Source organism: Nitrospirota bacterium, from assembly GCA_037386965.1.
GTDB lineage: Bacteria > Nitrospirota > Thermodesulfovibrionia > Thermodesulfovibrionales > JdFR-86 > JARRLN01.
Genome location: JARRLN010000030.1, coordinates 1 through 21,805, shown reverse-complemented (window position 1 = coordinate 21,805; position 21,805 = coordinate 1). Strand labels below are relative to the sequence as shown.

General features: G+C 65.7%; 18 protein-coding genes. 10 read left to right on the top strand and 8 right to left on the bottom strand.

Annotated elements, in window-relative coordinates; genetic code table 11:
- Positions 1 to 107: 107 nt before the first annotated feature.
- From P8Y39_06150 to aroB, 10 genes are all read left to right on the top strand, one after another.
- Positions 108 to 632 carry an HAD-IIIA family hydrolase gene (locus tag P8Y39_06150; protein ID MEJ2191918.1) on the top strand — a complete coding sequence of 175 codons (525 nt, stop codon included), beginning with the start codon at positions 108 to 110 and terminating at the stop codon, positions 630 to 632.
- Positions 601 to 1,164, top strand: coding sequence for a CDP-diacylglycerol--glycerol-3-phosphate 3-phosphatidyltransferase (pgsA, locus tag P8Y39_06145; GenBank protein ID MEJ2191917.1), 564 nt, complete (start codon positions 601 to 603; stop codon positions 1,162 to 1,164). Before P8Y39_06150 ends, pgsA begins: the two co-directional genes overlap by 32 nt.
- Complete coding sequence (gene plsY, locus P8Y39_06140) at positions 1,161 to 1,748, top strand: glycerol-3-phosphate 1-O-acyltransferase PlsY (protein ID MEJ2191916.1); 588 nt, start codon at positions 1,161 to 1,163, stop codon at positions 1,746 to 1,748. Before pgsA ends, plsY begins: the two co-directional genes overlap by 4 nt.
- A complete protein-coding gene (locus P8Y39_06135) occupies positions 1,735 to 3,396 on the top strand; it encodes a hypothetical protein (protein ID MEJ2191915.1) in 1,662 nt (553 codons plus the stop codon). The genes plsY and P8Y39_06135 overlap by 14 nt, the downstream gene beginning before the upstream one ends.
- On the top strand, positions 3,387 to 4,424 hold the full coding sequence (locus P8Y39_06130; GenBank protein MEJ2191914.1) for a DUF4388 domain-containing protein: 1,038 nt from the start codon (positions 3,387 to 3,389) through the stop codon (positions 4,422 to 4,424). The genes P8Y39_06135 and P8Y39_06130 overlap by 10 nt, the downstream gene beginning before the upstream one ends.
- 75 nt (positions 4,425 to 4,499) lie before the next feature.
- A complete protein-coding gene (gene queC / locus P8Y39_06125; protein MEJ2191913.1) occupies positions 4,500 to 5,195 on the top strand; it encodes a 7-cyano-7-deazaguanine synthase QueC in 696 nt (231 codons plus the stop codon).
- 191 nt (positions 5,196 to 5,386) lie between these two features.
- Positions 5,387 to 6,643: a glutamate-5-semialdehyde dehydrogenase gene (locus P8Y39_06120; protein MEJ2191912.1), complete on the top strand. Its 1,257-nt coding sequence runs from the start codon at positions 5,387 to 5,389 to the stop codon at positions 6,641 to 6,643.
- 93 nt (positions 6,644 to 6,736) lie between these two features.
- Positions 6,737 to 7,918 (top strand): chorismate synthase, encoded by a 1,182-nt coding sequence (gene aroC, locus P8Y39_06115; protein ID MEJ2191911.1) that lies wholly within the window; start codon positions 6,737 to 6,739, stop codon positions 7,916 to 7,918.
- Complete coding sequence (locus P8Y39_06110) at positions 7,915 to 8,427, top strand: shikimate kinase (protein MEJ2191910.1); 513 nt, start codon at positions 7,915 to 7,917, stop codon at positions 8,425 to 8,427. Before aroC ends, P8Y39_06110 begins: the two co-directional genes overlap by 4 nt.
- Positions 8,428 to 8,430: 3 nt before the next feature.
- Complete coding sequence (aroB, locus tag P8Y39_06105) at positions 8,431 to 9,531, top strand: 3-dehydroquinate synthase (protein ID MEJ2191909.1); 1,101 nt, start codon at positions 8,431 to 8,433, stop codon at positions 9,529 to 9,531.
- Between the two features lie 200 nt (positions 9,532 to 9,731).
- Here aroB and P8Y39_06100 read toward each other — a convergent pair whose 3' ends face one another.
- The 8 genes from P8Y39_06100 to rplK all read right to left on the bottom strand — a co-directional run bounded on the left by P8Y39_06100 (position 9,732) and on the right by rplK (position 21,722).
- On the bottom strand, positions 9,732 to 10,748 hold the full coding sequence (locus P8Y39_06100) for a potassium channel protein (protein ID MEJ2191908.1): 1,017 nt from the start codon (positions 10,746 to 10,748) through the stop codon (positions 9,732 to 9,734).
- Positions 10,745 to 11,203, bottom strand: coding sequence for a Mut7-C RNAse domain-containing protein (locus P8Y39_06095; GenBank protein ID MEJ2191907.1), 459 nt, complete (start codon positions 11,201 to 11,203; stop codon positions 10,745 to 10,747). Before P8Y39_06095 ends, P8Y39_06100 begins: the two co-directional genes overlap by 4 nt.
- Positions 11,204 to 11,300: 97 nt before the next feature.
- Positions 11,301 to 15,434: a DNA-directed RNA polymerase subunit beta' gene (rpoC, locus tag P8Y39_06090; protein MEJ2191906.1), complete on the bottom strand. Its 4,134-nt coding sequence runs from the start codon at positions 15,432 to 15,434 to the stop codon at positions 11,301 to 11,303.
- A 17-nt stretch (positions 15,435 to 15,451) separates the two neighbouring features.
- On the bottom strand, positions 15,452 to 19,375 hold the full coding sequence (gene rpoB, locus P8Y39_06085; protein ID MEJ2191905.1) for a DNA-directed RNA polymerase subunit beta: 3,924 nt from the start codon (positions 19,373 to 19,375) through the stop codon (positions 15,452 to 15,454).
- Positions 19,376 to 19,433: 58 nt separating this feature from the next.
- Entirely contained in the window at positions 19,434 to 19,814 is a 381-nt protein-coding gene (rplL, locus tag P8Y39_06080) for a 50S ribosomal protein L7/L12 (protein ID MEJ2191904.1), read from the bottom strand.
- A gap of 35 nt (positions 19,815 to 19,849) precedes the next feature.
- On the bottom strand, positions 19,850 to 20,374 hold the full coding sequence (gene rplJ / locus P8Y39_06075) for a 50S ribosomal protein L10 (GenBank protein ID MEJ2191903.1): 525 nt from the start codon (positions 20,372 to 20,374) through the stop codon (positions 19,850 to 19,852).
- Positions 20,375 to 20,540: 166 nt separating this feature from the next.
- The gene (gene rplA / locus P8Y39_06070; protein MEJ2191902.1) at positions 20,541 to 21,230 is read right to left on the bottom strand and encodes a 50S ribosomal protein L1; all 690 of its coding nucleotides are present in this window, start codon (positions 21,228 to 21,230) and stop codon (positions 20,541 to 20,543) included.
- Between the two features lie 63 nt (positions 21,231 to 21,293).
- A complete protein-coding gene (gene rplK, locus P8Y39_06065) occupies positions 21,294 to 21,722 on the bottom strand; it encodes a 50S ribosomal protein L11 (GenBank protein MEJ2191901.1) in 429 nt (142 codons plus the stop codon).
- Positions 21,723 to 21,805: the final 83 nt, after the last annotated feature.

Here is a 21,805-nt window from a genome sequence, read left to right as displayed (position 1 = left end):
CACGATCCCCACCACGGCGGCATAGACGCGCACACTTCGGCGGGCCCACCAGTGCCGGGCCGAGTCCCGCGCCCAGTGCGCGCCCTCAACTGTCGGGATCGGTTGGCATTTCCGCCGCGGAGGCTGCGGTCAGGACCAGGCTCCTTATTCTCGACGTGGACGGTGTTCTCACGGACGGCAGCATCATCCTGGACAACGAGGGCAACGAGTACAAGTCCTTCCATGTGCGGGACGGCCACGGCATCAAGATGGCCCAGCGCGAGGGCATAGAGGTGGCCATCATCACGGGGCGGAGCTCCCGGGTGGTGGAGCGCCGGGCCCGGGAACTGGGCATCGGCATGGTGCACCAGGGTGCGGTCAGGAAGCTCGAGGCCTACCGGGAGGTCTTGAAGGCCGCGGGACGGACCGACCGGGAGACGGCCTACGTGGGCGACGACATCGTGGACGTCCCGGTGATGGTGCGGGTGGGGCTTCCCATAGCGGTGGCCGACGCCTCCCCGGAGGCCAGGCGCTACGCCCGGCTCGTCACGACCCGCGAGGCGGGCCGGGGAGCCGTCCGGGAGGTGACCGATTTCCTGCTGAAAGCCAGAGGGCGCTGGGATGACATCGTCGAGGCGTACGCTCAAGTTTAACCTGCCCACCGCCCTCACCCTGAGCAGGATAGTCCTCATCCCCCTGTTCATCTACGTCACGCCGGGCAACAACGTCCTGGGGGCCGCCGTCTTCGGGGTGGCCTCCCTCACGGATTTTCTCGACGGCTACCTGGCGCGGCGCTCCGGGGACATCACCACCTTCGGCATCATCGTGGACCCCATCGCCGACAAGTTCCTGGTCATCGCCGCGCTCATCCTCCTGGTGGACATGGGCCGGCTTTCGGTCCTGGTGGCGGTCATCATCATCGTCCGGGAATTTCTGGTCACCGGCCTGAGAGGGGTGGCCCTTGCCAAGGACATGGTCATCAAGGCCGAGATGGGCGGAAAACTGAAGACCAACGCCCAGATAGTGGCCATCCTCTGCCTCATCCTGGACCGCACCGTCCTGGGCGTGGACCTGTACGACGTGGGCGTGGTGGCCATCTGGGCGGCCGTGGTGCTGGCCGTGGTCTCGGGCGTGCAGTACATGGTCAATTTCTGGCGCAAGACGGTGGGTGCGGAGGCCCGATGAAGATAGCCCTTCTCCTTGCTTTCTCCTTCCTCATGGGCTCCATACCCTTCGGGGTCATCCTGGCCCGGGTAAAGGGGGTGGACCTCAGGAAGACCGGAAGCGGCAACATCGGGGCCACCAACGTGCTGCGCTCCGTGGGCAAGGGGGCCGCCGTTTTCACCCTTCTGGGCGACCTGCTGAAGGGCACGGCGGCCGTGGCCCTGGGAAAGGCCCTGGGGGTGGGGCCTCTCTTTGAGGGCCTGATGGGGCTCACGGCCATTCTGGGGCATGATTTCTCGATATTTCAAGGGTTTCGCGGAGGAAAGGGCGTTGCCACGAGCCTGGGGGTCGTGCTGCTCTACGCACCCTGGGCGGGGCTTATCACCGTGGGCCTCTGGCTGGCCACGGTGGCCCTCACCCGGTATTCCTCCCTCGGTGCGGTCGTCTCCTTCGGCCTTCTCCCGGTGAGCATGATTGTGACGGGGAATACGGAAGAGGCCATCGGCCTCTCTGTTATAATTTTTGCGGTACTGCTCATAAAACACAGGGAGAACATCGGACGGCTCATGAAAGGCACCGAGCGGAGAGTCGGTGAGAAGGCATAGCTGGACAAGTCTCGTCCTCATACTCCTGGGCACGCTTGTTCTCACCTCCACCGCGGGCGCCGGGCAGAGGGACTATCTCCTCAAGAGAGGGCTCCGCAACGACGAGCCCCGTTCGGCCTACCTGGTCAGGCAGGCCGAGAAGGCCGAGGGCAAAAAGAGGGAGGCCCTCCTGGAGCAGGCGCTGGCCTACTCGCCGGACGTCCCCGCCTTGTACTTCAAGGCGGCCTGGGGGCGCCTTCCGGATTTCGCCGGGAGCATGGCGGCGGCCACCGAGGGCCTGAAGGCCTACGCGAGGAGCTTCTACTGGACGGAGAGCCTGGTGGGGCTTACCCTGGCCAGCGTGGGCGGCGCTCTGTTTCTGGCCCTGCTTCTGGCGCTCCTTTTCCGTCTTCCCCTGGACGTCCCCCTCCTGGCCCACGACATAAACGAGCGGAAGGGCAAGATTCTCCTGCCCCTGGCGTGTCTGTCGCTGGCCCTGCTGGGCCCCGTCTTCTTCATGGCGGGCGGTTTTTTCCTCGTGTCTCTGTACGCAAGGAAATCCAGCAAGACGGCCTTCTTCCTGGTTGCCCTGGTGCTCATGGCCTCCCCGCTCATCGTGCAGGTGGGCAACACGTTCCTGTCGACGTCCTCTCCTGAGCTCCAGGCCGTGGTGGCCGTCAACGAGGGGAGGGACAATTCCCCGGCCCTGGAGGCTCTGGCGGGAAAGGAGGACTTCGCCTCCCGGTTCTCCTACGCCCTGGCCCTCAAGCGCGAAGGGCTCCCCCGGGACTCCATACGCATCTACACCGGCCTCATCGAAAACAGAGGGGAAGACCCGCGGCTCTACGTCAACCTGGGCAACGCCTACGTGGCCGCGGGCTACATGGACCATGCCGAGCAGTCCTACCAGAACGCCCTTCGCCTGGGGCGCTCGGTGACGGCCCTGTACAACCTGAGCCAGGTCCACCGCCACCAGCTGGACTTCGAGGAAGGGGACAAGTACTACGACCAGGCCTTCACCCTGGATGCCGCGGCCGTCTCCCGCTTCACCGCCATAGCGGGCAAGGACCCGGAAAGGCTGGTCGTGGACGAGACCCTGAGCACGAGGGAGCTCTGGATGAAGGCCCTGAGGGACCGGCGGGACATGATCCGGCTCTCCCCCCTTCGCCCCCTCCCGGCGTCCCTGGCGGGGGCCGTCCTTCTGGTGCTCTTCCTCATGGTGGACAAGGTCAGCTCAAGCCGGGCCTTCCGGTGCACCCGGTGCGGCGCAATCGCCTGCCGCAGGTGCGCGGGGGGAAGGCAGTGGGAGCAGATATGCGGGCAGTGCCAGAAAGTCGAGTCCGGCCAGGAACAGGGGCCGCGCGCCCGGGTTACCATGATGCTCAGCTCCGGCGAGTACAAGTACAGGCTGCTTGACCGGGTACGGCTTCTTTCCTTTGCCCCACCGGGCTTCGCCCAGCTTTACAGCGGCAGGGTGATGTCCGGCATAGTCTTCCTCTGGCTCTTCCTCTTCCCGGTGCTTTTCCTCGCCGCCGACCCCCTCCTGGCGACCGGGCTCGGGGGGTTTTCGCACTCGTGGCTTCTCCTGCCCGCGCTCCTTCTGGCAGTGCTTCTTTATGCCGTCTCCTTCATCAGCGTCAACAGGAGGATCGACCGCGGATGGCTCTAGAGGGTTCTCTCAAGGAGTTCAGCCTGGCCGACATCCTTCAGCTTCTGTACTTCCAGAAGAAAACGGGAGTCCTTATCCTCCAGGGCAGGCAGGACAAGGTGCGCCTGCATTTCAACAAGGGCAACATCGTCGGGGCCGAGTCCAGGAAGCGCGACGCCGAGAACCGCTTGGGCCGCGTCCTCGTCAAGCGCGGCGTCGTTACGGCCCAACAGCTCCAGGCGGCCGTGGAGAAGCAGAAGTCCGAGGGCCGCAAGTTCGGCGCCGTCCTGGTCAACGAGGGTTACGCGACGCCGGAGCAGGTCCAGGAGGTCATCACCTTCCAGATAAACGAGGCGCTGGCCCAGCTTTTCTCCTGGCAGGAGGGCAAGTACGAATTCGTCCCCCAGAGCATTCCCATGGACAACGACATAGGAGTCTCCCTGGACACCCAGCACGTGCTCATGGAAGGCCTGCGGCTTGTGGACGAGTGGTCGCAGCTCAAAGGCAGGGTCGATATCGAGACCGTGTTCGAGCGGAGGGACTCCGCCTCCTACGAGCCCTCGCCCGAGGAGGAGAAGGTCCTGGCCTACGTGGACGGAGAGAACGACGTGGCCGCGGTGGCCGAGCTGAGCGGCGTGGACAGCTTCCAGGTCTCCGTCCTCCTGCTGGGCCTCATGGACAAGAAGGTCGTCAAGAAAAAGATTCTCGACGAAACCACACAGATGTTCGCAGCCCCGCCGCGCCGGGTGCGGCGCATCCCGGGCCTCGCCTTCTTCCTCATGGTCCTCACCATGGCGGCTCTGGCGGTCTCGGTCCTTGTTTTCCTCCGCTATCCGTCGGACCTCCGCCTGCACGAGGCCGGACAGCAATTATACGCGCTCAGGCTGACCGCGGAGACGAGCAAGGTCCGGACCGGGACCTATCCCCCCTCCCTGAAGGCCACCGACCCCTGGGGCACCCCCGTCCTTTATGCGCGGGAGGGCCGGGGCTTTGTCATCAAGAGCGCCGGCCCCGACGGAAAGCCCGGAACCGCCGACGACCTGCCCTGAAGGGCCGTCCGGCTCTCCCTTGCCCCTGCCTTTCATAAACAGTCGGTTTTTTATCCGGCGTAATATAATAAGTAGATGACCGGCCCTGACGGGAGAAAAGCCGTCGTGCTCCTGAGCGGCGGGGTGGATTCCACCACGACCCTGGCCATCGCCAGGGCCCGGGGCTACCGCCCCTATGCCCTGAGCTTCGCCTACGGGCAGCGCCACCGCCGGGAGCTGGAGGCCGCCCGCGCCGTCGCCGCCAGCATGGGGGTGGAGCAGCACCTTGTCCTATCCATCGACCTCCGGGGAATCGGCGGGTCCGCCCTTACGGCGGACCTGGAGGTCCCGAAGGCCGCTCCCGGAGCGCCCCCCGCCCACGGCGAGGGGGAGATTCCCGTCACCTACGTGCCGGCAAGAAACACCATATTCCTTTCCTTTGCCCTGGGGTGGGCCGAGGTCCTTCAGGCGGAGGACATCTTCATAGGGGCCAACGCGGTTGACTACAGCGGCTACCCGGACTGCCGCCCAGAGTACCTGCGGGCCTTCGAGGCCATGGCCAACCTGGCCACCCGGGCCTCAGTGGAAGGCCGCATGCGGTTTCGCATCCACGCCCCCCTCATCGACATGAGCAAGGCCGACATCATCAGGAAGGGGCGGGAGCTGGGTGTGGACTATGCCCTCACCTGGAGCTGCTACGACCCCGGGCCCGACGGCGCCCCCTGCGGCAGGTGCGAAAGCTGCCGCCTGAGGGAAAAGGGTTTCAGAGAGGCGCGGGACGCCCCGGGATAGACGGGGGCTTTTTCGCGTATAATATTACCCGCGCGTCAAAAGGCCGACATGACCATGCCGGTAAACGGCTTTGAAACAAGCGCTTTCGGGGCTTCACCGCCGTGCATGAAACCAACCAGTTAGAACTGGCTGGTTGGTGAACTAACTGGTTAGTGGTTAGTGAAAATTCTGCGAAACCCGAGGAGGCCGTGATGGATATACAGAGCTTCGTCAAGGAGCGCGCAGAGGAGGCCAGGGAAGCGGCCCGGGCCCTGGGGCGGGCCTCGACACGGGTGAAGAATGACGCCCTCCTTGAGATGGCCCGGGAGGTGCGCGCCAGGGCGGACGTCCTTGCGAAGGAAAACGAGAAGGACCTCGCGGCGGGCCGCGAGAAGGGCCTCTCGGCCGCCCTCATCGACAGGCTCACCCTTACCGGAAAGCGCATCGAGGAGATGGCCCAGGGCCTGGAAGAGGTGGTCCAGCTCCCCGACCCCGTGGGGGAGATAACCCGGATGTGGGACCGGCCCAACGGGATGAAGGTGGGCAGGATGCGTGTACCCATCGGCGTGATAGGCATCATCTATGAGTCCCGTCCCAACGTGACCGCCGATGCCACGGCCCTTTGCTTGAAGTCCGGAAACGCGGTCCTTCTGAGGGGCGGCTCCGAGGCGTTGAACTCCAACCGGGCCATCGCGGACATCCTGCGCCGGGCCGTGGCCGGGGCAGGCCTCCCCGAGGGCGTCGTCACCTTCCTGGACACCCCGGAGAGACAGGCCGTGATGGAGATGCTCAAGCTCGAGGGCCTTGTGGACCTCGTCATCCCCCGGGGCGGGGAAGGCCTCATCCGGGCCGTGACGGAGAACTCCCGCATCCCGGTCCTCAAGCACTACAAGGGCGTCTGCCACGTCTTCGTCGACCGGGACGCCGACCTGGCCATGGCCGAGGATATATGCGTAAACGCCAAGTGCCAGCGCCCCGGGACCTGTAACGCCATGGAGACCATGCTGGTGGACGAGCCCGTGGCCCAAGCGTTCCTGCCCCGTGCTCTGAAGCGCCTCTCCGAGGCGGGCGTGGAGCTCAGGGGATGCCCCAGGACCCGCGCCCTTTACGCCGGGGCAAAAGAGGTCTCCGAGGAGGACTACGCCAGGGAGTACCTGGACCTCGTCCTCAACGTCAGGGTGGTCGCGGACATGAAGGAGGCCATGGAGCACGTCGCCCGCTACGGCTCCGCCCACACGGAGAGCATCGTCACGGAGAACTACTCCCGGGCCATGCGGTTTCTCCGTGAGGTGGATTCCTCATCGGTGATGGTCAACGCCTCCACCCGCTTCAGCGACGGCTTCCAGTACGGCCTGGGGGCCGAAATCGGCATAGCCACGGACAAGATACACGCGCGGGGCCCCATGGGGCTGGAGGAGCTGACCTGTCAGAAGTTCATCGTCCTGGGAAGCGGGCAACTCAGGCAATAGGCTGCCCGGGCGACAGGCTGTCCGTCCCCGGCCCTGTTGACCGGGGAAAGCCCCGGTCAATATAATGACGGAAAACCCGAAGGGAGAACGTGCGTGCGGCTGCGGTTTCTGACTTCCGGAGAGTCCCACGGCCAGGCCCTGGTGGGCGTGCTCGAAGGCGTTCCGGCGGGGCTTGAGCTTGCCCGGGAGCATATCGACCGGGAGCTCGGGCGTCGGCAGGGGGGCCACGGGCGCGGAGGCCGCATGAAGATAGAGTCCGACACGGCCCGCATCCTCTCCGGGGTGCGCTGGGGCCGGACCCTGGGAAGCCCCATCGCCTTGCTCATCGAAAACCGCGACTGGGCCAACTGGCGGGAGGCGATGTCCCCGGAGGCGGAGCACGCGGGCTCCATCGCCCCGGTCACCCGCCCCCGGCCCGGCCACGCCGACCTGGCGGGGGCCCTCAAGTACGGGCATCGCGACATCAGAAACGTGCTTGAGCGCTCAAGCGCGCGGGAGACCGCCATGCGCGTGGCCCTGGGAGCGGTGGCCAAGCGCCTCCTCTGGGAGCTGGGCGCGGCCGTGGGAAGCTACGTCCTCTCCATAGGCCCCGTGGCCTGGAGCCCGCCCCGGGAGGTGCCCGAGGAGTGCCTGGCCCTGCATGAGAAGGCCGAGGTCTCCCCGGTCCGCTGCCCCGACCCGAAGGCGGGCAAGCGGATGGTGGCCGCCATCGACGCGGCCGCGAAGGAGGGCGATTCTCTGGGGGGCGTCTTCGAGGTCTTTGCCCTGGGCCTGCCGCCGGGGCTGGGGAGCCATGTGCACTGGGACCGGAGGCTGGACGGCCGGCTCGCGCAGGCCCTCATGTCCATACAGGCCATTAAGGGCGTGGAGGCGGGCCTGGGCTTCGAGGCCGCCCGGCGGAAGGGCTCGGAGGCCATGGACGAGATACTTCCCCCGAAGGAAGGCCAGCCTCTTCCCGCCAGGGGGTCGAACAACGCCGGAGGCATCGAAGGGGGCATCACCAACGGCATGCCCCTTCTCATGCGGGCCGCCATGAAGCCCATCCCCACCCTCAGGCGTCCCCTCCGCTCCGTGGACCTCAAGACGGGCGAGCCCGTGGAGGCCGCCTACGAGCGCTCCGACGTCTGCGCCGTCCCCGCCGCCTCGGTCATAGGGGAGGCCATGGCGGCCCTGACGCTGGCCGACGCCTTCCTCGAGAAGCTCGGCGGGGACAGCCTGGAGGAGACCCGCAGAAACCTGGCCTCCTACATGGAGTCCCTGGAGGCGCGCTCGTGAAAAACATCGTCCTTACCGGCTTCATGGGCACGGGGAAGACGGCGGTCAGCGCCGAGCTGGCGCGCCTGACGGGCTTCGGGCGCGTGGAGATAGACAAGGAGATAGAGCGGACCGCCGGCATGAGCATCTCCCGGATATTCGAGCGCTTCGGGGAGCCGCGCTTCCGGGAGATGGAGACCGAGGCGATAAAGCGGTTCTCACGGGAAAGGAGACTCATCATCTCCACCGGCGGAGGGGCGGTCATGAAGAAGGAGAACGTGGCGGCCCTCAGGGAGGGGGGCGTCATCGTCTGCCTGACGGCCTCCCCCGAGACCATCCTCAAGCGGACGAGCAAGAACGCCGAGCGCCCCCTCCTTCAGGTGCAAGACCCCATGGGCAGGATAACGGAGCTTCTCGAGAAGCGCCGCCCCTTCTACGAGGCGGCCGACATCATGGTGGACACCGAGGGGAAAAGCCCCCGCCAGGTGGCCCGGGAGATACTGGAGCGTGTCCCCCGGGCGGAGGGCTGAGGCGTGGAGCGGCTGAGGGTCGAGCTTGCCGACCGGAGCTACGATATCGCCATCGGCACCGGCACCCTCGATGCCCTCGGCGACGCCGTCCGCGGGCTCAGCCCCAGCCCTCGCCTGGCCCTGGTAAGCAACCCCACCGTACATGCCCTTTACGGCCCCAGGGTGCGCGACTCTCTCACACGGGCGGGCTTCGCGGTCCACGAGGTCATCGTGCCCGACGGAGAGCAGTACAAGACCCTCCTCTGGACCGAGAAGATACTGACCGAGCTTCTCCGGAGCCGCCTGGACCGCCGCTCGGTCCTGGTGGCCCTGGGAGGCGGGGTGATAGGGGACATGGCGGGCTTTGCCGCCGCCCTGTACATGCGGGGCATACGGTTCGTCCAGGTGCCCACCACGCTCCTGGCCCAGGTGGACAGCTCCGTGGGCGGAAAGACGGGGGTCAACCACCCCCTCGGCAAGAACATGATAGGCGCCTTCTGGCAGCCCTCCCTGGTCTGGGTGGACCTTGAGACCCTGCGGAGCCTTCCCCCGCGCCAGTTCAGGGCCGGGATGGCCGAGGTCATCAAGTACGGGGTCATCCGGGACGAGGCCTTCTTCCGGTTCCTCGGGGAGCACGAGAAGGACGTAAGCGCCCTCGAGCCCGAGGCGCTTGCGCACCTGGTCCGCCGCTCCTGCGAGATAAAAGCCGAGGTGGTCTCCCGCGACGAGAGGGAGGCCGGCTTGAGGGCCATCCTGAACTACGGCCATACCATAGGGCATGCCGTGGAGACGGCCACCGGCTATGGCGCATACCTGCACGGGGAGGCCGTGGCCATCGGCATGTGCGCGGAAGCACGGCTCGCCGAGACGGTGAAGGTGGCCGTCGAGAAGGTCCATGAAAGAGTGCGCCGCCTGGTGGAGCTTTACGGCCTTCCGGCAGAGGTTCCGGAGGGGCTTGAGGCCGCGGCCCTCCTGGAGGCCATGCGCCTTGACAAGAAAGCCCTCTCCGGAGAGATGCGCTTCATCCTCCCGGTGAGGGTCGGCACGGTTCGCGTCAACGAGCCGGTCCCCGCCGAGGCCGTCCAGGCCCTCCTCTCCACGGGGTCCAGACCCCCTTCCCCATAATAAGGAGAGTCGGCCTAATCGCAGGGGTCATGGATCCCCTTATAGGAACAGCCTCTCTTTGATGGTGAAAAATAGGGTCTGGTCCCCTTATCGCCGGGGGGGTCCAGACCCTTTTCTCCTGCCTTAAGGAGAGGCCATCGTTCTTTATCGCCAGGGGTCACGGACCCCTTTTCCCACCATAAGGAGAGGCCGTCTCCCTCCTATCGCGGGGGCCGTTGCCCCCCGGACATCTCCTCCAGGAGCTTCAGTTTCTCGGGCTCGCCGATGACCACCAGGGTTTCCCCCGGGCTGATGGCATGGCGGTGGGTGGGGTTGACCTTCATGGTGCCGTCGGGCTTCCTGACGGCAACGATGATGATGCCCAGGTCCCGCCCGATGCCGCTTTCGCTCAGGGTGCGCCCGGCCACGGAGGAGCCCTCCAGGACGGGAACCTCCTGCATCTGGAGGTCGATGTTCCCCGAGCGGGTGGTAAACTCGATGAAGTCCGCCACGGCGGGCCGGAGCACCGAGTGGGCGATTCTCAGGCCTCCGATGTGGTAGGGGGAGACCACCCGGTTGGCCCCGGCCCTCAGGAGCTTCTGCTCGGAGCCCTCCTCCACGGCCCGGGTGACAATGGTCAGCCCGGGGTTGATGCCCCGGGCCGAGAGGACCACGTAGAGGTTCTCGGCGTCCGTGGGAAGCACCGTGACCAGCCCCTGGGCCCGCTCGATGCCCGCCTCCCGGAGGACCTCGTCCCGCGTGGCGTCCCCCTGCAAAAGCAGCAGGTCCCGCTGAAGCGTGAGCTCCAGTTCCGGAGCTTTCTCGACGACCAGGAAATCGGCCCCCATGGCGGCGAACTCCTTGCAGATGACTCTGCCCATTCTCCCGTAGCCGCAGATGATGTAGTGACCCCTCAGGCTCTTGATGGTGGATTGCAATTTTCTCCTCCCGAATACGTCTTTGAGTTCTCCTTCAAGGAGTATGCGGGCGGCGTTGTTCAGGGAATAAAAGACGGCGCCCACGCTGGAGAATATGAGAAAGATGGTAAAGAAGCGCCCCGGGCCGCTCATGTCGTGGACTTCCTTGAAGCCGATGGTGGTGATGGTGATGACCGTCATGTAGAGGGAATCGAGGAAGCTCCAGTTCTCCAGCGCCCAGTAGCCCAGGGTTCCCGCCGCGATGACGCCGAAAATGAGAAGGAAAGACAGGGCAAGCTGCCTGCGGGGGCTCTTCTTCACTTCCCGCCTCCCGGGGCCATCCTGGAGAGCTTCTCCCTGAGCCTCCGGTACTGCGAGCCCTCCCAGTAGACGTTGCCGCAGCGGGAGCACCGCCGGAAGGCGGCGTGGGAAAGATAGACGTACTCCGGCACGGCGTCCCGGATGTCCTCCTTCTCCGCGACCGCAAGGAGGTCCCCGTTACAGTTGGCGCAGCGGGGCTCGCCGCCGGGCTCGAGGCCGCAGTCAAGGAGCACCTGGGCCAGCTGCTCCTCCAGGTGGTCCGAGCGGACCAGGACGACCCCCGGAAGGCCCTTCCGGGAGATGCGCGTATCCCGGGTCAGCACAACCCGGTCTTCCTCCCGGGCCCGCTTGAGCAGGTCTCTGTCCTCGATGTCCGGGTCGTAGAGCGTGTCAAACCCCAGTATCCTCAGCCACCGGGCCAGCCGCCCGAGCATGGCATCCGCGATGAACCTCATTGCCCGCGTGTTCCCCATGAAAAAAGGCGGGGAGACCGGGCCGCTCGCCCCCGGTCTCCCCGCGTCCGTCCGTACCTGCGCGCCGCCTCCGGAAAAGTCAGCCCGTTACTTCCTCCTGCGTTTCCTCGGGCTGGGCGCCTTCCAGCTCCGGCACGGTCTCCAGGGGCAGGAATTCCCGCTTGACGTAGGTGTTGCGGTACCGCGCCATGCCCGTTCCCGCGGGGGTTATCCGGCCCATGATGACGTTTTCCTTCAGGCCCCGGAGGTCGTCCACCTGGCCGTTGATGGCGGCCTCGGTGAGCACCCGGGTGGTCTCCTGGAAGGAGGCGGCCGAGACGAAGCTCTCCGTGGTGAGGGAGGCCTTCGTTATGCCCAGCAGAAGGGGCCTTCCCTGGGCGGGCTTTCCGCCCTCGGCCTTCACCCGCTCGTTCTCGTCCTGGAAGGCGAACCTGTCCAGCTGGTCGCCGATGAGGAATTTCGTGTCGCCGGGGTCCTCGACGCGGACCTTCTTCATCATCTGGCGCACGATGACCTCGATGTGCTTGTCGTTTATGGAGACGCCCTGGAGGCGGTAGACCTTCTGGACCTCGTCCACCAGGTAGCGCTGCAGCTCGTTGGGCCCCAGGATGTCCAGGATGTTGTGGGGGTTGACGGAGCCGTCCATGAGGGCCTCGCCGGCCTTCACCCAGTCCCCCTCGTGCACGCTGACGTGCTTGCCCTTGGGAATGTGGTACTCCCGGACCTCGGTGCCTCCCTCCACGCTGATGACCCGCATGCCCTTGTGCATGCCCTTGAACCTGACCATCCCGTCTATCTCGGAGACGATGGCGTGCTCCTTGGGCCGCCGGGCCTCGAACAGCTCGGCCACCCGGGGAAGGCCGCCGGTGATGTCCTTGGTCTTGGTGGTCTCCCGCGGTATCTTGGCCAGCACGTCGCCCGGGGCCACCAGGTCCCCCCTGTCCACCAGGACGTGCGCCCCGGCGGGCAGCAGGTAGCGCGCCTGGGCGCCGGAGGACAGCTTCACGGTGGCCCGCCCCTGCTCGTCCTTAATGGAGATGCGGGGCCTCATGTTGGCCGGATAGTCGATGATGACCTTGTGGGCCAGGCCCGTGGTCTCGTCGACCTCTTCCTTGACGGTCAGCCCCTCGGCGATGTCGCCCAGGGCCACCCGGCCGCCCACCTCGGTGAGGATGGGGCTGGAGTAGGGGTCCCACTCCACGATGCGCTGTCCGGGCTCCACCTTCTCGCCGTCCTTGACCAGGAGCTTCGCCCCGTAGACCACGGAGTACTTCTCCTTCTCGCGGCCCTTGGCGTCCACGACGGCCACGCTGCCGTGGCGGTTCATCACCACCGGCAGGCCCTCGCGGTTGATGACCGTGTTGAGCTCGACGTACTTGAGGGTGCCGGAGTTCTTCACCTCCAGGACGGTCTGCTCCACGACCCGGGAGGCCGTCCCGCCGATGTGGAAGGTCCTCATGGTCAGCTGCGTGCCCGGCTCGCCGATGGACTGGGCGGCGATGATGCCCACGGCCTCGCCGTTTTCCACCGGCTCGCCCCGGGCGAGGTCGCGCCCGTAGCACTTGGCGCATATGCCGAAGGAGGAACGGCAGGTCAGCACCGAGCGGATCTTCACGCTGTCGATGCCCGCGTCCACCACGGCCTTGGCCAACTCCTCGTCGATGAGGTCGTCCTTGCCGACGATGCGCTCCTTGGTGATGGGGTCCTTGATCTCCTCCACCGCGTAGCGCCCCACGAGCCGCTCCTCCAGGCTCTGGATGACCTCGCCGCCTTCCACCAGGGCGCCGACGACAATGCCGTCGGCCACCCGGCAGTCCTCCTCGGTGACGATGACGTCCTGGGCCACGTCCACCAGGCGGCGCGTGAGGTATCCGGAGTTGGCCGTCTTCAGGGCCGTGTCGGCCAGGCCCTTGCGGGCGCCGTGCGTCGAGATGAAGTACTGAAGCGGGGAGAGGCCCTCGCGGAAGTTCGCCGTGATGGGGGTCTCGATGATCTCCCCGGAGGGCTTGGCCATGAGGCCGCGCATGCCGGCCAGCTGCCTGAGCTGGGCGGCCGAGCCCCGCGCACCGGAGTCCGCCATCATGAAGATGCTGTTGAAGGAGCGCCGCTCCTGCAGCTCCTCCGCGGAGAGAGCCTGTCCGTTCTCCTCCTCCGCACCCAGCTCCTTCATCATCTCGTCGGCCACCTTCTCGGTGACGTTGGCCCAGATGTCGATGGCCTTGTTGTACCGCTCGCCGTTGGTGATGAGGCCCTCGGAGTACTGCCGCTGTATTTCCAGAATCTCCTGCTCCGCCCGGGTGATGATCTCGCCCTTGGTCGAGGGAATGTGCATGTCGGTCATGCAGATGGAAACCCCCGAAGCGGTTGCGGCCTCGAAGCCCATCTTCTCCAGGTTGTCCAGGAACACGACGGTCTTTCTCCGGCCGGCCTTCTTGAAGGAGTAGTCGATGACCTTGGCAAGCTCCTTCTTGGTCATCTCCTTGTTGATCATCGCGAAGGGCACCTCCTCGGGCACTATCTGCCTGAAGAGTATCCGCCCGCAGGTGGTGTCCTCCAGGGAGCCGTCCACCCGGGCCTTTATCCTGGCGTGCTCCTCCAGCACCCGGGCGTCATAGGCGCGTATGACCTCCTCGGGCGAGCTGAACGTCTTGCCCTCGCCCCTGGCCCTGGCCCGCTCCTTGGTCCTGTAGTAGCTGCCCAGGACCATGTCCTGCGACGGCGCGACGATGGGCCGCCCGTTGGCCGGGGACAGGAGGTTGTTCACCGACATCATGAGGGCGCGCGCCTCCACCTGCGCCTCTATGGACAGGGGCACGTGCACGGCCATCTGGTCGCCGTCGAAGTCCGCGTTGAAGGCGGTGCAGACCAGCGGGTGCAGCTTGATGGCCTTGCCCTCCACCAGCACGGGGTCGAAGGCCTGGATGCCCAGCCGGTGCAAGGTCGGCGCCCGGTTCAGAAGCACCGGGTGCTCGGCGATGACCTCCTCCAGGAGGTCCCACACCTCCGAGCGCTCCAGCTCCACGAGCTTCTTGGCCTGCTTGACCGTGGTGGCGTAGCCCTTCTCCTCGAGCCTGTGGAAGATGAAGGGCTTGAAGAGCTCCAGGGCCATCTTCTTGGGCAGGCCGCACTGGTGCAGGCTGAGTTCCGGGCCCACCACGATGACGGAGCGGCCCGAGTAGTCCACCCTCTTGCCCAGGAGGTTCTGGCGGAAGCGTCCCTGCTTGCCCTTGATCATGTCGGACAGGGACTTCAGGGGGCGCTTCGTGGCGGCCTTCAGCACGCGGCTCCGCCGGCCGTTGTCGAACAGGGCGTCCACGGACTCCTGGAGCATCCTCTTCTCGTTCTTGATGATGACGGAGGGGGCCTTGAGGTCCATGAGCCTCTTGAGCCTGTTGTTGCGGTTGATGACCCTCCGGTACAGGTCGTTCAGGTCGCTGGAGGCGAACCGTCCGCCCTCCAGGGGGACCAGGGGCCTGAGGTCCGGCGGCAGGACCGGGACGACGTCCATGACCATCCACTCGGGCTCGTTGCCCGAGACGCGGAAGGCCTCCACCACGCGCAGGCGCTTGGTGAGCTTCCTCTTGACGCCGATGGACTGCGCCTCCGCGATGTTCGCCTTGAGCTCGGCGCTCAGAACCTCCAGGTCCACCTGCCTGAGAAGCTCCCGGATGGCCTCCGCCCCCATGCCCGCCTTGAAGCGGCTCCCGAACTCCGAGACGTTCTTCTTGTACTCGTCCTCGGTCAGGATGTCCTTCGCCTTGAGGGGCGTGTCCCCCGGGTCCACGACCACGTAGCCCTCGAAGTACAGGACCTTCTCCAGCTGCCGCATGGTCATGTCCAGGAGCGTGCCGATGCGCGAGGGCACCCCCTTCAGAAACCAGATGTGGGCCACCGGGGTGGCCAGCTCGATATGCCCCAGCCTCTGCCTGCGGACCTTGGACTGGATGACCTCCACGCCGCACTTGTCGCAGACCACGCCGCGGTGCTTCATGCGCTTGTACTTGCCGCAGATGCACTCCCAGTCCTTGATGGGCCCGAATATCTTCGCGCAGAACAGGCCGTCCCGCTCGGGCTTGAAGGTGCGGTAATTTATGGTTTCGGGTTTCTTGACCTCTCCGAAGGACCATTCCCGGATTTTCTCCGGCGAGGCCAGCTTGATGCGGATGGCCTCGAAGTCCGTGGGTGTCTTCGGTCTCTGAAACAGAGTCGTGATTTCTTCGGTCTAGGTGCTCACTCTCCCTTTTGCTTTTTCTCGAGAAGCTCCACGTCAAGGCCAAGGCTCTGCAGCTCCTTGATGAGGACGTGGAACGACTCGGGGACGCCCGGCTCGAAGCCCGGCTCTCCCTTGACGATGGCCTCGTAGGTCTTGGCCCGGCCGCTGATGTCGTCGCTCTTGACGGTGAGGAACTCCTGCAGGGTGTGCGACGCCCCGTAGGCCTCCAGCGCCCAGACCTCCATCTCCCCGAGCCTCTGGCCGCCGAACTGGGCCTTTCCGCCCAGGGGCTGCTGGGTGACCAGGGAGTACGGACCGATGGAGCGCGCGTGAATCTTGTCGTCCACCAGGTGGTGCAGCTTCATCATGTACATGTAGCCCACGGTGACCGGCCTGCGGAAAGGCTCGCCGGTCTTGCCGTCGTACAGGACGGGCTGCCCGTTCAGGGGAAGCCCGGCCTTCTTCAGGAGGTCCTTGATGTCCGGCTCCCGGGCCCCCTCGAAGACCGGGGTCGCCGTGTACAGCCCCAGGTTCTTGGCGGCCCATCCCAGGTGGGTCTCCAGTATCTGCCCCACGTTCATGCGGGAGGGCACCCCCAGGGGGTTCAGACAGATGTCCACCGGGGTGCCGTCGGGCAAATAGGGCATGTCCTCGGCCGGGAGCACCACGGAGACCACGCCCTTGTTGCCGTGCCGTCCGGCCATCTTGTCCCCGGGCTGGATGCGCCGCTTCATGGCGATGAAGACCTTCACCGACTTGTTCACGCCGGGGGGCAGGTCGTCGCCCTTCTTGACGTTCTCTATCTTCTCGTCATAGCGCTTCTCCAGCTGCCGCACGTACTGGGCGCCCTCGGTGTTGACCTCCAGCATCCTGTCCAGCACGTCGGTGTTCTGGACCTTGAGCTTGGTGAGGTGCTCGTCCTTGACCTCCTCCAGGAGTTTCTCGGTTATCTTCTTGCCCTTGGGGATGAGGACCGCCTTGCTCCGGGGAGGCGAGAAGTCCTCGGCCAGGCTCTGCCCCACGAGGAGCTGGCGGAGCCGCCTGTTCTTGTCCTCCCGGATGAGCCGGACCTCTTCCTCCAGGTCCCGCTGAAGCCGCTGTATCTCGGCCTCCTCTATCTGCTTTGCCCGGGCGTCCTTCTTCACGCCCTTCCTGCTCAGGATGCGGGTGTCTATGACCGTCCCCTCCACGCCGGGGGGCACGTACAGGCAGCTCTCCTTAACCTCCTCGGCCTTCTCGCCGAAGATGGCGCGCAGCAGCTTCTCCTCCGGCGTCAGCTGGGTCTCCCCCTTGGGGGTGACCTTGCCCACCAGGATGTCGCCGGGCTTGACCTTGGCCCCGGTGCGGATGATGCCGCTTTCGTCCAGGTCGCCCAGGGCCTCCTCGCCCACGTTGGGGATGTCGCGGGTAATCTCCTCGGGACCGAGCTTCGTCTCGCGGGCCTCCATCTCGAAGTCCTCGATGTGTATGGAGGTGAAGACGTCGTCCTTGACCAGCCTTTCGCTCAGGAGGATGGCGTCCTCGAAGTTGTACCCGCCCCAGGGCATGAAGGCCACCAGGACGTCCTTGCCCAGGGCCAGCTCGCCCCTGTCGGTGGAGGAGCTGTCGGCCAGGAGGTCTCCCTTCTGCACCCTGTCGCCCGCGCCCACCACGGGCTTCTGGTTGATGTTGGTGGCCTGGTTGGAGCGGCGGTACTTGATGAGGTTGTAGATGTCCACGCCGCCGTCCTTCGTGCTGACCACGATGCGCTTGGCGTCCACCGAGGTGACCGTCCCGGCGTTTCGCGCCAGCACGATGGCCCCGGAGTCCCTGGCCGCCGCGTGCTCCATGCCGGTGCCCACCACGGGGGCCTCGCTCCTCAGGAGCGGGACCGCCTGGCGCTGCATGTTGGAGCCCATGAGGGCGCGGTTGGCGTCGTCGTTTTCAAGGAAGGGGATGAGGGCCGCCGAAACGCCCACGATCTGCTTCGGCGAGACGTCCATGTACTGGACCTCCTCCGGGGTAACGATGCGGAAGTCCCCTCCCACCCGGGCCGAGATGGTGTCGCCCACCAGGCGTCCGCTGCCGTCCACGGGGCTGGTGGCCTCGGCGATGATGAACTTCTCGCCCTCGATGGCCGAGAAGTAGTCGACCCGGTCGGTGACCTTGCCGTCCCGCACTTTCTTGTAGGGCACCTCGATGAACCCGTATTCATTGACCCGCGCGTAGGAGGCCAGCGAGGTGATGAGGCCGATGTTGGGCCCCTCCGGGGTCTCCACCGGGCATATCCTGCCGTAATGGGTGGGATGGACGTCCCGGACCTCGAAGCCCGCCCTCTCGCGGGTCAGCCCCCCCGGGCCCAGGGCCGAGAGGCGCCGCTTGTGCGTGATTTCCGAAAGCGGGTTCGTCTGGTCCATGAACTGGCTCAACTGGCTGGAGCCGAAGAACTCCTTCACCGAGGCGATGACGGGTTTGGCGTTGACCAGGTCGTGGGGCATGGCCTCCTCCAGCTCGGTAAGGGTCATCTTCTCCTTGATGGCCCGCTCCATCCTGACCAGCCCGATGCGGAACTGGTTCTCCAGGAGCTCGCCCACCGCGCGCACCCTTCGGTTGCCCAGATGGTCGATGTCGTCCACCTCGCCCCGCCCCGTTCTGAGCTCAAGGAGGGCCCGCACTATCTCGACGATGTCCCGGTCCGTCAGGACCTTGGTCTCCAGGGGCACGTCGATGTCCAGGCGCTTGTTGATCTTGAGCCGTCCCACCGGGGAGAGGTCGTAGCGCTTGGGGTCGAAAAACAGCCCGTCGAACAGGTCCCGGGCCGCGCTCATGGTGGGGGGCTCGCCGGGACGGAGCTTCTTGTATATCTCCACCAGGGCCTGGTCCTGGGTGGTGACCTTGTCCGTCAGGAGGGTGTCCCTGAGGGAGGGCAGGTAGTTGGTATTGTCTATGTAGAGAAGCTCCAGCTCCGAGATGCCCAGGGAGATGACCCGCTCCAGGACCTCCTCGCTCAGGGGCTCGTTGCTCTCCACGACGACCTCCCCCGTCTCCGGGTCGATGACGTCCCGGAGGGTGATGCGCCCGACGATTTCCTCCCGCCGCACGGGTATCTCCGCGATCCCGGCCTGCTCGAGCTTCTTGATGGCGCCCCGGGTGATCTTGCCGCCGGGCTTGACCACCGCCTCCCCGCCCCCGGGCAGCTCGATGGCGTCGGCCGAGCGGGTGCCCACCAGTATCTTGCTCACCGGCCGCGTGAACCGGTCCTTGTGTATCCGGACGGTCTCCACCGGGTAGAACGTCCTCAGAAGGTCCTCGTTGCTGTAGCCCAGGGCCTTCAGGACGATGGTGGCCGGGAGCTTCTTCCTCCGGTCTATCCGCACGTAGAGGATGTCCTTGGAGTCGAACTCGAAATCCAGCCAGGAGCCCCGCGCCGGGATGACCCGGGCGGAGTAAAGGAGCCGCCCGCTGGTGTGGCTCTTGCCCTTGTCGTGGCTGAAGAACACCCCGGGGGAGCGGTGCAGCTGGCTGACGATGACCCGCTCGGTGCCGTTGACGATGAAGGTGCCGGTCTCGCTCATCAGGGGCATTTCCCCGATGTAGACCTCCTGCTCCTTGGACTCCTTGAGCTTCTTCGTCCCGTCGCTCCGCTCCCAGAGGTTTAGCTTCACCCGGATTCTCAGGGGCGCGGCGTACGTCAGCCCCTTGTGCATGCATTCCTCTATGGCGAATTTCGGCTCCCCCACGGCGTACTCCATGAACTCGATGGAGGCCGTCTCGTTGTAGTCCGAGATGGGGAACACGCTCAGGAAGGCGGCCTGCAGGCCCCCGTCCCTCCTCTTCTCCGGCGGCACCTTCATCTGCAGGAAGCTCTCGAACGAGCTGACCTGCAGGTCTATCAGGTTCGGCACGTCCAGTATGGACCGCACCTTGCCGAAATCCAGCCTTTCTCGTAAAGCCTTTGCCATTAAAACTCCTTCTCCGAAACTGAAGTGTGCTGATGCAGACGGAGGGGGCGGAGGCGGTCTACTTCACCTCCACCGTCGCCCCCTGCTCGTCGAGCTTTGCCTTGATCTCGTCGGCCTCTTCCTTGCCGACGCCCGTCTTGACGGGCTTGGGAGCGCCGTCCACGAGCTCCTTGGCCTCCTTGAGCCCCAAGCCGGTGATCTCGCGGACCACCTTGATGACCTGTATCTTCTTGTCGCCGGCGGCCGAGAGGACCACGTCGAAGCTGGTCTTCTCCTCCGCCGCCGGGGCCTCGGCCCCCGCGGGCGCCCCCGCGGCCACCGGCACCGGCGCGGCCGCCGTGACGCCGTAGCGCTCCTCGAACTCCTTGATGAAATCCGACATCTCCACGATGGTCATCTTGTCTATGAACTCGAAGACCTCATCCTTGGTAACAGCCATTGTGCATGCCTCCTTTTCGTATCCTCAGGGCCGGGCTAACCGGCGGATTTCTGTTCCTTCAAAGCGCCGAGCGCATACCCCAGCCGCACCACCGTGGCCTCGAGAAGCCGCGCCAGTTTGGCCGCGGGGGCCTGGAACGTGCCGGCCATCACCCCCAGGAGAACCTCCCGGGGCGGCAGCGCGGCAATCTGCTGGAGCTCGGCCTCGCTGACGGGCCTGCCCTCGATGACGCCGCAGGTGACCTTGAAGGTGCCGTTCTTCTTGGCGTACTCCAGCACGCTCTTGGTCATCAGGGCCACGTCCCCGTAGGTGAGGGCCACGCCCACCGGCCCGGTGAAGTTCTCCCTGACGTGCTCCAGCGAGGTGCCGTCCGAGGCGATGCGGGCCAGCGTGTTCTTGACCACGCGGTACTCCACGTCGGCCTCCCTCAGGGCGCCCCTGAGGTCGGTCATCTGCTCCACCGTCAGGCCCTTGTACTCGGTGAGCACCACCCCGGCGGCCCGGGCGAACTTCTCCTTCAGGGCCTCCACCAGCTGCTCTTTTTCCGCTTTGCTTTTCAGTTCCTCCCTCCTTTCCCAGAGACGCGGGAAAGCGTCTGAGTAGGCAGCCCCCGCCGGGCGGGGACTATTAAGAGTGCTCGCCTACCGTCTCTGACCGTATTGCGGGCGGGCAGGGCCCGCCCCGGCTGCGCTAGGTTCGTGATGCCCAGAGGGTGCACGGTCGTCTCTACTTGGCCTGAAGCCGCGAGGCGTCCACCTGCACCCCGGGGCCCATGGTGCTGGCGATGGTCGCTTTCTTGATGTATTTCCCCTTGCTCGAGGCCGGCTTGGCCCTCACGATGGAGCTCAGCGCCGTCTGGGCGTTTTCCACCAGGGCCTCCCGGGAGAAGGAAATCCGGCCCACCGGCATGTGCACGATGCCGCCCTTGTCCACCTTGTACTCCACCTTGCCGGCCTTCAGCTCCTTGACGGCCTTGGCCACGTCGAAGGTCACGGTGCCCAGCTTGGGGTTGGGCATCAGCCCCCGGGGGCCCAGTATCTTGCCTATCTTGCCCACGGTGCCCATCATGTCGGGGGTGGCCACGGCCTTGTCGAACTCAAGCCATCCGCCCTTTATCCTCTCCACCAGGTCCTCGCCGCCCACGTGGTCGGCTCCGGCCTCCTGGCCCTCCTTCTCCTTCTCCCCCTTGGCGAAGACCAGCACCCGCACGGGCTTGCCCGTCCCGTGGGGCAGGAGCACCGTGCCCCGCACCATCTGGTCGGACTTCCGGGGGTCCACCCCCAGGTTCACGTGAAGCTCCACGGTCTCGTCGAACCTGGCGAAGGACGTCCCCTTCACCAGCTCCACCGCCTCCTCCAGGGGGTACTCCTTCGAGGAGGCTATCTTCTCTTCCGCCGCTACAAGGTTCTTCCCCATCTCAGCCCCTTCTCGCTCTCTTTTTATCCGCTGCGGGCGTTCTCTCTCTCCCGGAGACCGCCGCTACGAAGTCGTCTCCACGCCCATGCTCCGGGCCGTTCCCCGCACCATGCTCATGGCCGCCTCCAGGTCCCCGGTGTTGAGGTCCGGCAGCTTGGTCTCCGCTATGGAGCGCACCTGCTCCTCCGAGAGCTTGCCGACGAGCTCCTTGTTCGGAACGCTGGAGCCCTTCACGATGCCGGCGGCCTTCTTGATGAGCTCGGAGGCCGGGGGCGTCTTGGTAATGAAGGTGAAGGTCCGGTCCGCATAGATGGTGAGGACCACCGGGACGATGGTGTCCCCGAGGGCCTTGGTCTGGTCGTTGAAGAGCTTGCAGAAGTCCATGATGTTGACGCCGTGCGGCCCCAGGGCCGGCCCGACCGGGGGGGCCGGGTTCGCCTTTCCCGCCGGGATCTGCAGCTTCACCTGGGCAATGATGTCTTTCTTGGCCATTTTCTTCTCCTTATGCCTTCTCCACCTGGAAGAAGTTCAGCTCCACGGGCGTCTGGCGGCTGAATATGCTGACCATCACCCGG

Excerpts from the sequence above, each read along its gene's own strand:
- P8Y39_06095 (MEJ2191907.1), bottom strand. The coding sequence starts at position 11,203 with ATGAGGTTCATCGCGGATGCCATGCTCGGGCGGCTGGCCCGGTGGCTG.
- plsY (MEJ2191916.1), top strand. The coding sequence starts at position 1,161 with ATGAAGATAGCCCTTCTCCTTGCTTTCTCCTTCCTCATGGGCTCCATA.
- rplK (MEJ2191901.1), bottom strand. The coding sequence starts at position 21,722 with ATGGCCAAGAAAGACATCATTGCCCAGGTGAAGCTGCAGATCCCGGCG.
- P8Y39_06120 (MEJ2191912.1), top strand. The coding sequence starts at position 5,387 with ATGGATATACAGAGCTTCGTCAAGGAGCGCGCAGAGGAGGCCAGGGAA.
- P8Y39_06130 (MEJ2191914.1), top strand. The coding sequence starts at position 3,387 with ATGGCTCTAGAGGGTTCTCTCAAGGAGTTCAGCCTGGCCGACATCCTT.
- rplA (MEJ2191902.1), bottom strand. The coding sequence starts at position 21,230 with ATGGGGAAGAACCTTGTAGCGGCGGAAGAGAAGATAGCCTCCTCGAAG.
- queC (MEJ2191913.1), top strand. The coding sequence starts at position 4,500 with ATGACCGGCCCTGACGGGAGAAAAGCCGTCGTGCTCCTGAGCGGCGGG.
- rplL (MEJ2191904.1), bottom strand. The coding sequence starts at position 19,814 with ATGGCTGTTACCAAGGATGAGGTCTTCGAGTTCATAGACAAGATGACC.
- pgsA (MEJ2191917.1), top strand. The coding sequence starts at position 601 with ATGACATCGTCGAGGCGTACGCTCAAGTTTAACCTGCCCACCGCCCTC.
- rpoB (MEJ2191905.1), bottom strand. The coding sequence starts at position 19,375 with ATGGCAAAGGCTTTACGAGAAAGGCTGGATTTCGGCAAGGTGCGGTCC.